This window comes from Bradyrhizobium sp. Ses1, from assembly GCF_059512365.1.
Genome location: NZ_JCAMOQ010000011.1, coordinates 131,768 through 144,906, shown reverse-complemented (window position 1 = coordinate 144,906; position 13,139 = coordinate 131,768). Strand labels below are relative to the sequence as shown.

The following is a 13,139-nucleotide window of genomic DNA, read 5'->3' as shown; positions in this document are numbered from 1 at the left end:
CTCGAGCCGTCCCGTCCCCGTAAAGCGGTACGCAAGCACGCCCGTCGGCCGCTTGTCCGCTACATCCGGAAACATCCTATTGGTTGAGCGATGCGAATGAAATGGCCGCGATTAAGACATTCTTAATCATCGTTAACAGGTTTGTGCCATAAGGCCTTATGCTTCCACATAAATCCTGCGAGCTGACGCCCATTGAGGTCCTACTTTGTCTGAAAAAGGGCAAAGTTGAGGCAAATTTGGCCAACGATCCGTTAACTATTTCCATGATTGGGTGACGCCCAAACGGCCCTACCGAAAAGGAGGTGGTGGCCGGTCCTTAGGATCAGGCCCATGCCGCGTCACCTCGAACGGACCCAATGGATAGCTTCGCCGCCGCTCTCCCCCGGGGACGGCCCGATCGATCTTGCACATCTTGCGCGCATGTCGCTCGGCGACGCCGCTCTCGAGCGCGAGGTGCTTTCGCTGTTCGTGGCGCAGTCGGCCAAGCTGATCGCAGCCCTGGCCACCCTTCCGCAGGATGCGCGCGAACTGGCGCACAAGTTGAAGGGATCGGCACGCGCGATCGGCGCTTTCGCTGTCGCGGATGCCGCCGCCGGGCTGGAACATGTCCTGACGAGTGGCATCGAACCGGCGGAGCCGCTGGCGGTGCTCACTGACGCGGTCGCGCGGGCGCGGAACGCGATCGAGGCCATCCTCGGCGACCCTTCAAGCCCGAATTGACCGGCGACAAATTCGCGTCAAAAGGTTTTGCGTGAGGGCACCCGGCCGCTGGCGCTCCCGGGATCGACCCGTTATAGGGACTGCCGGGGGACCTCATCCAGATCCGTATTCCGGTAGCACGAGCGATCATGGCCAAGATAACTTATGTCGACCATTCCGGGGAAAGACGCACCATCGAGGTGGAGAACGGCGCGACCGTGATGGAAGGCGCTATCCGCAACGGCGTTCCGGGCATCGAGGCGGAATGCGGCGGCGCCTGCGCTTGTGCGACCTGCCACGTCTATGTCGACGAAGCCTGGCGCGAGAAGGTCGGCGCGCCCACGCCGATGGAAGAGGACATGCTGGATTTCGGTTTCGACGTGCGGCCGAATTCGCGTCTGTCCTGCCAGATCAAGGTCACCGACGACCTTGACGGGCTCGTGGTGACGACGCCGGAACGGCAGGCTTAATCCCGTTGATACAGATCAAGGCCGCGGCGGATCCAGGGCTTTAGGTTAGCCTTCACTTCATCCGTCAGGGGGACCGGCTTGCGCGTGGTTTCGTCGATCAGCACCGTCACCGCCTGCGCGGAGGCCACGCATCGACCTTGCGAAAACACCACCTGATCGAACGTCACCGAGGTTCGTCCGAACTTCACGATGCCGAGCCCGAGTTCGATCGTGCCGGGCCAATGCAGCTCAGCGCGGAAATGGGTGTCGAGGCGCACCATGATCCAGGCGAGCCCATCCGGCACCAATCCCTTGCTGGGATCCTTCATCAGCGTGACGCGGCCGGTCTCGAAATAGCTCGCATAGACCGCATTGTTGACGTGCCCATTGGGATCGAGGTCGGCAAAGCGCACATTGTCTGACAGCCGATAGGGATAGTCTTCCAGGCGCGGCGTGGCGTTGGAACGGATCGGGGCATTCACTTGCACAATCTCCAGGTCGTTCGCCACGTTACAGCCTAGTTGTCGAGTTGCGGCAAGGGGTTGCCGCGGCGCTTGCGGCCCCTATTATGGCGTTCCCGATCAGGTCGTCCCCAATCAGGCGTCTTGGCTCGGCCGGCAGCCTTCCCATTTCGTACTCAACTGACAAAGAAGCGGATATGAGCGAAGCGATCAAAACCGACGTGTTGATTATAGGCGCAGGTCCCTGCGGACTGTTTGCCGTGTTCGAACTGGGCCTCCTCGACATGAAGACCCATGTGATCGACATCCTCGACAAGATCGGCGGCCAGTGCGCCGAGCTCTATCCGGAGAAGCCGATCTACGACATTCCCGGCATCCCGCTCGTCACCGGCCAGGGGCTGACGGAGTCGCTGTTGGAGCAGATCAAGCCGTTCCACCCGACCTTCCATCTGAACGAGATGGTTGAGACGATCGAGAAGGTCGGCGATCCCGCCTTCCGCGTGAAGACCGACGCGGGCAAGGTGTTCGAATGCAAGGTGGTGGTGATCGCCGCCGGCGGCGGATCGTTCCAGCCGAAGCGGCCGCCGGTGCCGGGCATCGAAGCCTATGAAGGCAGCTCGGTGTTCTACGCAGTGCGGAAAATGGAGCAGTTCCGCGAGCGGAACATCCTGATTGTCGGCGGCGGCGATTCCGCGCTCGACTGGACCCTCAACCTGCACCCGATCGCCAAGCGCATCACGCTATTGCATCGACGCGACGAGTTCCGCGCTGCGCCCCACAGCGTCGAGCAGATGCGTGCGCTCGTTGCCGACGGCAAGATGGACCTGAAGCTCGGCCAGGTCACCGGCCTCGAAGGCGAGGCGGGCAGGCTTGCGGCGGCGACGGTGAAGGGCAACGACAACGCCGTCACGAGGGTCGAGTGCGATACCATGCTGCCGTTCTTCGGGCTCACGATGAAGCTCGGTCCGGTCGCAAACTGGGGCGTGGCGCTGGAGAACAATCTGGTGCCTGTCGACACCGCCGCCTTCGAGACCAACGTATCAGGCATTTTCGCGATCGGGGATATCAACACCTATCCCGGCAAGCTGAAACTGATCCTGTCCGGCTTCCACGAGGGCGCGCTGATGGCGCAGAAGGCCCACCGCTATGTCTATCCGGACAAGCGGCTCGTGTTCCAGTACACGACGTCGTCGTCGAGCCTGCAGAAGAAACTCGGAGTCAATTGATTCCAATCAACATATGTTTGGTCGATTTCAGTCAAAATATCGTCGGTCAGGTTGCGGAGCGGCCGGTGCGGCCATTTGCATCGTCTGCCCTGCCACTGGAACCTTCCGCGAAATGGCCGTAGTCTTCGCTCATTCGTTCGTTGAATTAGTCGGGTGACGACAATGCGAAATTGGCGATTTCGATTTCGGCTGCTAGTGCCTGTTATCATGGCGCTCCTGGCGGCCGCCCTGCCGGCGCAGGCGCAGCAGCCGTCGGCGGCGGGGCTGTGGCAGAAGGTCGAGGACGGCAGGCCCGTGATATGGGTGCTGTTCGTCGACCATAACGGCGTCTTCGAAGGCATCATGGCGAAGACATTCCCGAGGCCCGGCGAGCCCGTCACCGAGGCCTGCACGAAATGCACCGACGACCGCAAGAACGCGCCACTTCTTGGCATTCCCTTCATCCGCAACATGAAGCGCGCCGGATTGAAGTATGAGGAAGGCAACGTACTCGATCCGCGCGACGGCAGTATCTACAAGGCCAAGATGAGCGTCAGTCCCGACGGCAAGGAATTGACGATGCGCGGCTACATCGGCATCTCGCTGTTCGGCAAGGACGAGGTCTGGTACCGCCTGCCTGATACGGCGATCGCGCAACTCGATCCCGCCATCGTCGCGAAATATCTGCCGGCTCAGGCGGCGGCGATGAAGCCTCCGGTGCCGGCCGCCACGAAGAAGAACGTCGGTCCAGCCGGCGCGCCTTCGCGCTAAAGCTTCGGTTCTGATTGAATTAGAGCCGACATTCCCACCTCGCTCGAAAGCGCTTTAGCGGCTGCCGATCGGCTGCACCGGTTCGGAGATCACCTCGCCCACGCCGACGTCGAGTCGCAGCACTCCGGCCGCCGCGGGGAGGGCGGCGTCCGCCATCGCGGCGTGGCCTTCGGCGGTCGGATGCACCGCGCCGCCGTAGACGGCCGACAGCAGGCCCCAGGTCGCATCATGGATGTCCGAAGGCTGCATCGAGGATGGCAGCGCCTGCGGATAGGTCATCGCGGTGAAGTAGCTGTCATTGGCGTCGCGAATCCAGCGGGCACGCGGCAGGTAGGCGCGATATTCCGAGGCGCTGCGGCCGCATAGCATCGGCTGGCTGGCGGCGGTGACGATGTCAGGATCGAAGCTCTCGCCATTGGCCGCAAAGCATTGCCGGTCGAACTCCGGATCGGTGGCGCCGCGCGCGCAGAAGCCATGCATCGCGAACGCGTCCTGATGGGCGTCGACAAAGGTCATGCGGTCGGCACGCGGATTACGACAGAGGACGCCTGACTGGCACAGCGCCAGCGCCTTCAAGGCCGGAAGGAATTCGTCCTGCACATAGCCGACCACCGGACCAAGCCGCTGCGGCGCGGCATTGAAGGAGGGATGGATGTCGAAGCCGGCGCGGCCGCCGGGGCAGGGGACACCGCCCTCCGACAGCCCCGGATTGGCATAGGCCGTATAGATCACGCGCGAAAGATCGCCGCCGACGAGCGGCCTTAGCGCCTCGCGCAGCTTGGCAAAGGATTGCGGCAATGTGCGTCGCAGGGCATCGCGGGAATCGTCGACAGACGCCATGACGCCACCGCGCCGGAACAGCGCGCGCTCTGTCCCGGCATCGACGATCACATTGGCGACGAGGCCGGAGAAGTAGATATCGTTGGCACCGATCGAGAGCAGGAGCAGGTCGAGCTGTCGATCCGGCTGGCGGCGCTTGGCTGCCGCGAGCGCATCGCGCAATTCGCCGAGCTGGCCGTTGACGGTGCCCGAGCAGGTGTTGCCCGATTTGCTCGGCAGGCACTCGCGGGCCTGCTGTGAGCCGAACAGCCCGTCATTGATGGTTGCGCCCGTGCAGGCGAGCGGCAGGTAGGTCACGGCGATGTGCGGGTAGTTCACCGCGAGCGCGAGCGCGGTGCGGGTCTGGTAGCTGTAGAGCGAGCGGTGGCAGGCCGCGTTGAACCACAGCGCGCTGTGCTTCTGCCATACCGAGAGGAAGTCCGGTGCTTCGCAGGCGCGTCCGCCTTTGTAGCCGGCGCGGCTCGGCCGGTAATATTGCTCGCCCGCGGTGCCGAGATAGGAGCGGAAGCAGAAGCCTTCTTCCGCCAGCGCAATCGGACGGTCCGGATTGCCCTCGCCGGAGGCGATGCTGTCGCCGAGCCCTGCGATGAAGATGTCGCGCACGGCGATCTCGGTGGAGACGCGCTGGGCCGGATCCGAACCCGCGGAGACGTCGACGGTCGCCATGGTCGTGCGGCCGTAGCGGACGCGCAGGTTCACCGGTTCGGCGCAGTCGAAGGCGGAGGTCTGCGGCCCGTCGCCATCGTCGAACGACCAGGCGCAGGTGGCGCCGACCGGAATCGGCCCGACCAATCGCACCGTGATCGGGTGATCTGTTGGCGTCAGGTAGCTTTCCTTGACGTTGTCGCGGGTGCAGGGCTCGTTGACGCGGCCGGCGAGGTCGATGCAGAGCCGGTTGACGGTGTTGCGCGCCCAGCCGCGGCCGTCGCTCTGCAATTCCAGCGCCTGCTCGGCGGCGAGCACGCTGCGGCCGCGCCCGGCTTCGGTCTGCAGCAGGAAGTCGCGCTCCTCGCGGAACAGGCGAAAGCGGTTGCGGACTTCCCACGAGATCTGCAGCGGCTGTTGGGCCGCGGTCTGCGCTTCGGCCGATTGGCTCAGCAGCGCGACCGCCAGCAGCGCGGCGGAAACGATCGAACGGAACAGAATTTTGACCATGGCGCGTTTGACGGCATCGGTGGGGCAGAAATAAGAGAGCCGCGCCGAATTAGCCAGAAAGAATAACGCGCCGAGATCATGATCCGATTGGACGGGATCGGATTGTGATCTCATCTCTTTGTTTGAGCATGATCTCCGCGCAAACGCTTCGCGTTTGCCGCGAGGGAAAACCGGTTCCCACTTTTCCGGATCATGCTCCAGATAACGTCGCTGTTACCGTTTCAGGTGCTTGATCCGTGGCCGGCTCTCGACCGACTGCCGCACGGTAACCTCGGCGGTCTCCGCTCTGAAAGGCGGATCATTGAGCTTGCGCCGGCTGAGCCACGGCTGCACCACGTTAAGCCACAGCTCGCGCACCCCCATGATCGAGATCGAGATGCCGAAGGGGATCAGGAAGTACAGGATGCGGAACACGACCAGCGTGGCCAGCAACTGCTCCTTGGAGAAGTCCGGCAGCGCCACCAGCATCGCGGCGTCGAACACGCCGATCGATCCCGGCGCGTGGCTCGCGAAGCCGAGCAGGGTGGCCAGGATGAACACCACGGCCAGCGAGACGAAATCGATATAGGGCTCGGTCGGCATCAACAGATACATCGCGAGCGCGCAGAAACCGAGGTCGACGACGCCGATCAGGATTTGCACCAGCGTCAGCTTCGCGGACGGTAATACCACCTTCCAGCCGTTCTGGCCGAGCTCGCGGCGGCCGGTGCCGGTCACGAGCCAGACCAGATAGGCGCCGATGCCGGCAAGGCAGCCCACTCCGATCAGCCGGTTCATGGCTTCCGGCAACAGGTCCATCGAGGACGCCGCTCCGGGGTGCCAGACCATGCCGATCCCGAGCACGAACAGATTGCCGAGCCAGAAGGTCAGGCCGGAGAGGAAGCAGATCTTGGCGACATCGATCGCGGTCAGGCCGAAGTCCGAATAGATGCGAAAGCGGATCGCGCCGCCGGTGAAGACGGTGGCGCCGATATTGTGACCAATAGTGTAGCTGGTGAAGCTGGACAGCGCTGCGATGCGGTAGGGGATGTGGGTCTTGCCAATGGTTCGCAGCGCGAAGAAGTCGTAAAAGGTTAACGTGCAGAAGGCACCGACCACGCACAGCGCGGCAAGCGCAATGCGGTGCGGGGCGATCTCGGTCAACGCCGTCAGGACCAGGGCGGTATCGACGCCCTTCAAGGTCCGGACCAGATGGGTCACCGCCAAGACGATGATGATGACGCTCGCGGCGATCCCCAGCCGTTTCCAGCCGATCTTTTCCTTGAAGCCACGCCCAAGCGCGGTCACCAGCCGATGCATTCGTCCTCCCGGCGGAGCGGCATTCTAAAGAAGGCCCGTTACATGGTCACATGGGATAACGGGTGACGGTCAAACGCACCGTGCCCCAGCACCCATAAGGCAAAACGGTAGATTTGTGCAGCCCTTGACAAGCCACGCGTCCGCCTTCGTTCGTGATTTCTGTCATACGCAGTACATATGTCTGGGTATTGGAAAATGTGAGTCGCCGCCGGCGGTCCTGTCGGTTCAATTTCGTCGTAGCGTTCCGCTGTTCCGTCCCCGGTTCTTGCCGTTTCGCCGGAACGTCTGTCCATCCAGCCTGTTAGCGCAGGTATCAGCAACCAGAACATGGCGTTTTGCGGGGACGACAAGGTGGGCGGGCGCCATGTTCCCAGAACTAAGGGATACGCGCAATGGGACTCTTCAGTAAAGACATCAAGAGCATGAATGACTTGTTCGTGCACCAATTGCAGGACATCTATTACGCCGAGCAACAACTTGTGAAAGCGCTGCCGAAGATGGCCAAAAAGGCCTCCGATCCGCAGCTCAAACAGGGATTTCTGACCCACCTGGATGAAACCAAAACGCATGTGCAGAGACTGGAGCAGGTATTCCAGATGCATGGCGCCCAAGTGAAGGCGGTCGATTGCCCGGCGATCGACGGCATCATCGAGGAAGCCGACGACGTGGCCGGCGAGGTAGATGACAAGAACGTGCTCGACGCCGCGCTGATCAACGCCGCACAGGCCGCCGAGCATTATGAGATCGCCCGCTACGGCAGTCTGATCGCCTGGGCACGGCAACTCGGCCGCAACGACTGCGCTTCCATCCTGCAGAAGACGCTGGATGAGGAAAAAACCACCGACAAGAAGCTGACCTCGATCGCCGAAGGCAAGGTCAATCTCAGGGCGGCGAGCTAGATCACGATCCGGCCACGTTTGACTGGGCTGCAGCTCATCAGAGTGTGATTTTCGGGCTAACGTCTGGCTCGCCGGGCGAAATCCGGTTCCGGATGGCCCGGATCATGCTCCAGGCATTTCGGAGATTGAGGCAAAAAGCCGCGCCTGAATAATTCCGGTGCGGCTTTTTGTACCGGTCGCTGCCCTCCGCGATCCTTCGATCGGTACCGAAATGTATTCACGAAACGACGGGATATGTCTGGTGTTGGCTCTCCGTTGAGGTGATCCATGCAAGACCTGTCACTCAAGACCCGACAATATGCGGACGTGCCGTCCCGTCCGGCCGAAAAACCCGTGCCTTCGAGGCTCGCCGCCTCGCTGACGCTTGCCGCGATGAGCGTTGGCTACGGGGTGGTGCAGCTCGACGTCACCATCGTCAACACCGCGCTGCATGCGATCGGCGGTGCGCTTGGCGGTGGCGTGTCCGAGCTGCAATGGGTGGTGAGCGCCTACACCATCGCCTTTGCTGCCTTCATCCTGACCGCCGGTGCGCTCGGCGATCGCATCGGCGCCAAACGGGTCTTCATGACAGGCTTTGCGCTGTTCACCGCGGCGTCGCTTGCCTGTGCGCTGGCGCCGAACGCACCGGTGCTGATCGCGGCGCGTTGCATCCAAGGACTGGCGGCCGCGATCCTGGTGCCGAATTCGCTGGCGCTGCTCAACCATGCCTATCCGGATGAGAGGGCGCGCGGCCGCGCCGTCGCGATCTGGGCGGCCGGCGCCAGCGTGGCGCTGACGGCCGGGCCGTTCCTTGGCGGCGCCCTGATTGCGCTCATCGGCTGGCGCGCGATCTTCCTGGTCAACCTGCCGATCGGCCTTGCCGGCCTCTGGCTGACCTTCCGCTATTCCGATGAGACCACGCGCTCGCTTTCGCGCGAGATCGATTTGCCTGGTCAAATCGCGGCGATCACGGCGCTTGGCGCGCTCGCCGGCGCCCTCATCGAGGGCGGCGCGCGCGGCTGGCAGGATCCGTTCGTGCTCACAGGCTTTGCTGCGTCCGCGGTGCTGAGCGCGCTGTTCGTCTGGCGCGAAGCCCATGCGTCGCAACCGATGCTGCCGCTGTCGCTCTTCAGACAGCGAATGTTCGCGGCGACGTCGTTCGTCGGTCTTCTCGTCAACGTTGCCCTTTACGGGCTGATCTTCGTGCTGAGCCTGTATTTCCAGGAGATCAACGGCTTGTCGGCATTTCAGACCGGGCTGGCCTTCGTGCCGATGATGGGCGCGGTGCTGCCCGTCAATCTGATCGCGCCGCGCATCAGCGAGCGCATCGGCGCGCCCGCGACCATCGGCTGCGGTGCACTGCTGTCGGCAGCGGGATGTTTGGCCTTGCTCGGCTTGGGGCCTGACACTGCCTATTGGGCGATCTGTGCGCAATTGATCGCGATGAGCAGCGGACTTGGTCTTTTGGTCCCGCCGCTGACGTCGACGCTGCTCGGCAGCGTCGAGAAGTCGCGCTCGGGAATTGCAGCCGGCGTGCTCAATGCGACCCGGCAGACCGGCAGCGTGCTCGGCGTCGCGCTGTTCGGCTCGCTGGTCGGCCGGTCCGCAGCGTTCATCGCCGGCCTGCACACCTCGCTGCTGATCTCGGCTGGCCTGCTGCTTGCGGCCGCTGCCGCGATCATGCTCGGCGCCATGTGGCGGGATCGGGCGACGACGTGACCTGCATCATCACGCGCGCCCGTTGCGGATTGAGCCGATTTTTGTCGCCGGCTCAAAACTTCGTTCACCATCAGCGGAACGAGTTCCGCTGCGGTTACCCCAAATCCACCAACTGGAGGGCTGGTACGGCGCGATAGGGGAACTGCAATGTACCAAGTCCTGATTTGCCTGACGACGCAGCACGATTGGCGGTTCGTCATCCTTGCCCTGACGACCTGCTGGCTCGCCGGCGCGGTCGCGATCAGCCTGTTTCACAGGGCCCGAGCGTCGCAAGGGCTTCCGCGGGTGGTCTGGATCGGGCTGGATGCGGTGGCCGGCGGCTGCGGGATCTGGGCGACGCATTTCATTGCGATGCTGGCCTACCAGCCCGGCATGGGCGTCGGATACGACATTCCGCTCACCCTGCTGTCACTGGCCCTTGGAGTGTCGATCGCCACGGTGGGCTTGACGATTGCCCTGCTGAACAACCGCGTCTCGACGGCAGCGACTGGCGGCGCGATCGTTGGCCTTGGCATTGCCGCCCTGCACTACGTCGGCATGATGGCCGTCGCACTTCCGGCGCGCCTCGTATGGTCGCCTGGCATCGTGCTCGGTTCGGTACTGATCGGCAGCCTGTTCGCGGCGCTGGCGCTCGTGGTTGCAACGCGCAGCGATGATCGCAACCACGGCATCGGCGCGACCGCACTGCTGACGCTGGCCGTCGTCTCGCTCCACTTCACTGGAATGGGCGCAATGACCGTCATTCCCGATCCCAGCGTCGCCGTTGACCAGATGTCGATTTCGCCGGTCGCGCTTTCCTCCCTGACGGCGATCGTGACCTTCGCGTTTCTCGGGATCACGCTGGTTGCGGCCATGCTCGACCGTCGTGCCAAGGGCGAAATGCGCCAGCAGAAGGTTCTGCTCGACACCGCGCTCGGCAACATGTCGCAGGGCTTGTGCATGTTCGATGCAAATGGCCGCATCCTCCTGGCCAACGACCGTTACGGCGCGATGATGGGCCGGTCCAGCATTCCGCTGCGGGGCCGCCTGCTGCGCGACGTCCTGCAGGACCAGAAGCTGAACGGCGAATGGGACGGCGATCCCGATCAGTTCGTCGCCGATGTGATGGCGGAAGCCGGCGCCGGCCACACCGTGACCAAGGTGGTGACCAGGGGCGACCGCTCGATCCGCGTTGTCGATCAGCCGATGAAAGGCGGTGGCTGGGTCGCGACCTTTGAGGATATCACCGAGTGGCAGCAGGCGCAGGAGCGGATTTCGCATATGGCGCGCCATGATGCGCTGACCAATCTGCCCAACCGGATGCTGTTCCGCGAACAGCTCGAAAAGGGATTGCGGCTCGCCCGGCGCAGCGACCAGCTCGCGGTGCTCTGCCTCGATCTCGATCATTTCAAGATCATCAACGATTCGCTCGGCCATCCCGTCGGAGACGCGCTGCTCAAGGCGGTCGCGCAGCGGCTCGGTGAATGCGTCACCGAGAACGATACCGTGGCCAGGCTCGGCGGCGACGAATTCGCGATCGTGCAGTTCTGCGGGGATTGCGACGTCGGTGGTGGCCGCGCTCGCGAGCCTCATCGTCGAGAAAATCGCGGCTCCTTACGACATCGGCGGCCATCAGCTCGTGATCGGCGTCAGCATCGGCATCTCGCTGGCGCCCGAGGACGGCAAGAATCCGGACGAATTGTTGAAGAAGGCCGATCTCGCGCTCTACCGTGCCAAAGCGGACGGCCGCGCCACCTATCGCTTCTTCGAGACCGGGATGGATGCACGCGCGCAAGCGCGGCGCATGCTCGAGCTCGACCTGCGCAAGGCGCTGCAGCGTGATGAATTCGAGGTTCACTATCAGCCGATCCGCGACGTCGCCCACGACCGGATCGTCGCCTGCGAGGCCTTGCTGCGCTGGAAACATTCGCTGCGCGGGGTGATCCCGCCGGGCAATTTCATCGGGCTTGCGGAAGAAACCGGACTGATCGTTCCGATCGGGGAATTCGTGCTGCGCCAGGCCTGCGCGGATGCGGCTGCCTGGCCGCAGGACGTCGCGGTCGCGGTCAATCTGTCGCCGATCCAGTTCAAGAACCCGAACCTGGTGTCATCTGTGAAGGCGGCGCTTGAGGACACCCGCCTTGCTGCGCATCGCCTCGAGCTCGAGATCACGGAGACGGTGCTGCTGCAGAACAGCGAGGCGACGCTTGCGGTGCTGCACGAACTGCGCGCGCTTGGCATCCGCATCTCGCTGGACGATTTCGGCACCGGCTATTCGTCGCTGAGCTATCTTCGCAGCTTCCCGTTTGACAAGATCAAGATCGATCGCTCGTTCGTCAGCGACCTCGCGACGCGGGAAGATTCTATGGCGATCGTCCGCGCCGTGACCGGGCTCGGCAAGAGTCTCGGCATCGTCACCACGGCGGAGGGTGTTGAGACCGATGCGCAGTTCGAACTGCTGCGTCGCGAGGGATGCACGCAGGCGCAGGGCTATCTGTTCAGCGCGCCGCGTCCCGTCGCCGAGGTGATGAAAATCCTGGCGGAAAGGTCGCCGCAGCGCCTGAGCGCTTAACTCCTGCGCAGCGCAAAATGCGCGCCGCAAAACGCCATCGCACCGCCGAGGCATAGCGCGGCGAGGCCGGCCTCCACGATCGAGATGGTCGAGATTGAACTCGGTGCCGACGCCACCTGGCCGGCGCCGGCGAGAATGAGGACGCCGACGGCGATCAGGAACTGCCGCATCCGCGGCGGGATCTCGCCGGCGACGGCGCTGTGCATCAGGTTTGCGGTGAAGTAGCCGCCACAGAACGCCACCGTCGCGATCAGCCACCAGGCGATCGCCGCGCCCGCCGGCATGGTCTCGTGCGTGTCGGAGCGCCACAGCCCGCCAAGATCAAGGCCGTAGCGCATGCCCAGCATGTGCACGGCGAGCGCCAGCAGCACGCCGGAAAGCATGGCGCCGCCGAGAATCAGGTGGCGTGGAAAAGAGGTCGTCTCGTCCATGGTCTGCTTGTAGGATGAAGCCGGCGCGCGGCGCAAGCGGCGCGGTCAGTCGATTGCTCCGGGTTGTGGAATTTGCCGAAATCATCAGCCAACAATAGCGCCGAGCCAGGCGAGGACACGCCGACGCGCTATGCCTACAAGGCATCATTGATCGGATCGGCGCATCAATTCGAATTGACCGATGCCGGATTGTCGTGGCGCATCGCCGGCCGTTCCGGCGTCTGGCCTTATCGCGATATCTCGGCGGTCCGCCTCTCGTACCGTCCGGTGTCGATGCAGTCGCGCCGTTTCCGCGCCGATATCGAGAACGGCAATGGCGGACGTCTCGCCATCCTCTCGACCACCTGGCAGACCGCAACACTGATGGCGCCGCAGGACCACGGCTACCGTGCCTTCATCGAGGAATTGCACCGGCGGATGAACACGACGGGCAGCAAGGCGGTGCTGACAGGCGGGCTCGGGCGTGCGACCTATGCGGCCGCGCTCGCGGTGTTGGCCGTGCTGGCGGTCGCGATGATCGGGCTTTTGCTGCGCGCGTTGTTCACCGGCGAATTCGTCGCCGTGCTGTTTCTGATCGGCTTCGCCGTCCTGTTCGCCTGGCAGATCGGCGGCTTCGTTACGCGCAACCGGCCGCGCAGCTACAGCTTGGATCATCTGCCGGATAAATTGCTGCCGTAGCTC

At 63.6% G+C, this 13,139-nt stretch carries 12 protein-coding genes and 2 pseudogenes; 10 read left to right on the top strand and 4 right to left on the bottom strand.

Annotated features, from left to right (window positions below; all coding sequences use genetic code 11):
• Nucleotides 1–330: 330 nt before the first annotated feature.
• Both AC5ZG5_RS15955 and AC5ZG5_RS15950 read left to right on the top strand, forming a co-directional pair.
• Complete coding sequence (locus AC5ZG5_RS15955) at nt 331–720, top strand: Hpt domain-containing protein (protein ID WP_028163600.1); 390 nt, start codon at nt 331–333, stop codon at nt 718–720.
• 128 nt (nt 721–848) lie between these two features.
• Complete coding sequence (locus AC5ZG5_RS15950; RefSeq protein ID WP_028163599.1) at nt 849–1,169, top strand: 2Fe-2S iron-sulfur cluster-binding protein; 321 nt, start codon at nt 849–851, stop codon at nt 1,167–1,169.
• On the opposite strand, the gene AC5ZG5_RS15945 is transcribed toward AC5ZG5_RS15950, so the two are convergent.
• On the bottom strand, nt 1,166–1,630 hold the full coding sequence (locus AC5ZG5_RS15945) for an acyl-CoA thioesterase (RefSeq protein ID WP_456643385.1): 465 nt from the start codon (nt 1,628–1,630) through the stop codon (nt 1,166–1,168). The two genes, AC5ZG5_RS15950 and AC5ZG5_RS15945, sit on opposite strands and share 4 nt — an antisense overlap.
• Before the next feature lie 176 nt (nt 1,631–1,806).
• Between AC5ZG5_RS15945 and AC5ZG5_RS15940 the strand changes: the two genes are divergently transcribed.
• Together AC5ZG5_RS15940 and AC5ZG5_RS15935 are read left to right on the top strand one after the other, a co-directional pair.
• On the top strand, nt 1,807–2,835 hold the full coding sequence (locus AC5ZG5_RS15940; RefSeq protein WP_456643384.1) for an NAD(P)/FAD-dependent oxidoreductase: 1,029 nt from the start codon (nt 1,807–1,809) through the stop codon (nt 2,833–2,835).
• Between the two features lie 162 nt (nt 2,836–2,997).
• Nucleotides 2,998–3,585 (top strand): DUF2147 domain-containing protein, encoded by a 588-nt coding sequence (locus AC5ZG5_RS15935; RefSeq protein ID WP_456643383.1) that lies wholly within the window; start codon nt 2,998–3,000, stop codon nt 3,583–3,585.
• 54 nt (nt 3,586–3,639) lie between these two features.
• Here AC5ZG5_RS15935 and AC5ZG5_RS15930 read toward each other — a convergent pair whose 3' ends face one another.
• Both AC5ZG5_RS15930 and AC5ZG5_RS15925 read right to left on the bottom strand, forming a co-directional pair.
• Nucleotides 3,640–5,580, bottom strand: coding sequence for an SGNH/GDSL hydrolase family protein (locus AC5ZG5_RS15930; protein WP_456643417.1), 1,941 nt, complete (start codon nt 5,578–5,580; stop codon nt 3,640–3,642).
• A gap of 213 nt (nt 5,581–5,793) precedes the next feature.
• Nucleotides 5,794–6,879 carry a lysylphosphatidylglycerol synthase transmembrane domain-containing protein gene (locus AC5ZG5_RS15925; RefSeq protein ID WP_456643382.1) on the bottom strand — a complete coding sequence of 362 codons (1,086 nt, stop codon included), beginning with the start codon at nt 6,877–6,879 and terminating at the stop codon, nt 5,794–5,796.
• 392 nt (nt 6,880–7,271) lie between these two features.
• Between AC5ZG5_RS15925 and AC5ZG5_RS15920 the strand changes: the two genes are divergently transcribed.
• From AC5ZG5_RS15920 to AC5ZG5_RS15900, 5 genes and pseudogenes are all read left to right on the top strand, one after another.
• Nucleotides 7,272–7,778, top strand: coding sequence for a YciE/YciF ferroxidase family protein (locus tag AC5ZG5_RS15920; protein WP_028163593.1), 507 nt, complete (start codon nt 7,272–7,274; stop codon nt 7,776–7,778).
• Nucleotides 7,779–8,045: 267 nt separating this feature from the next.
• Nucleotides 8,046–9,476 carry an MFS transporter gene (locus tag AC5ZG5_RS15915; RefSeq protein ID WP_456643381.1) on the top strand — a complete coding sequence of 477 codons (1,431 nt, stop codon included), beginning with the start codon at nt 8,046–8,048 and terminating at the stop codon, nt 9,474–9,476.
• Between the two features lie 147 nt (nt 9,477–9,623).
• Nucleotides 9,624–10,937: pseudogene (locus tag AC5ZG5_RS15910) on the top strand (MHYT domain-containing protein); the annotation flags it as partial.
• Nucleotides 10,936–11,145, top strand: a pseudogene (locus AC5ZG5_RS15905) (hypothetical protein); the annotation flags it as partial. The pseudogenes AC5ZG5_RS15910 and AC5ZG5_RS15905, both read left to right, overlap by 2 nt.
• 114 nt (nt 11,146–11,259) lie before the next feature.
• Nucleotides 11,260–12,027, top strand: a complete 768-nt coding sequence (locus AC5ZG5_RS15900) for a putative bifunctional diguanylate cyclase/phosphodiesterase (RefSeq protein ID WP_456643416.1) — start codon at nt 11,260–11,262, stop codon at nt 12,025–12,027.
• Here AC5ZG5_RS15900 and AC5ZG5_RS15895 read toward each other — a convergent pair.
• Nucleotides 12,024–12,458 carry a hypothetical protein gene (locus tag AC5ZG5_RS15895; protein WP_028163590.1) on the bottom strand — a complete coding sequence of 145 codons (435 nt, stop codon included), beginning with the start codon at nt 12,456–12,458 and terminating at the stop codon, nt 12,024–12,026. The two genes, AC5ZG5_RS15900 and AC5ZG5_RS15895, sit on opposite strands and share 4 nt — an antisense overlap.
• Before the next feature lie 72 nt (nt 12,459–12,530).
• Between AC5ZG5_RS15895 and AC5ZG5_RS15890 the strand changes: the two genes are divergently transcribed.
• Complete coding sequence (locus AC5ZG5_RS15890; protein WP_456643380.1) at nt 12,531–13,136, top strand: hypothetical protein; 606 nt, start codon at nt 12,531–12,533, stop codon at nt 13,134–13,136.
• The last annotated feature ends 3 nt before the right edge of the window (nt 13,137–13,139 follow it).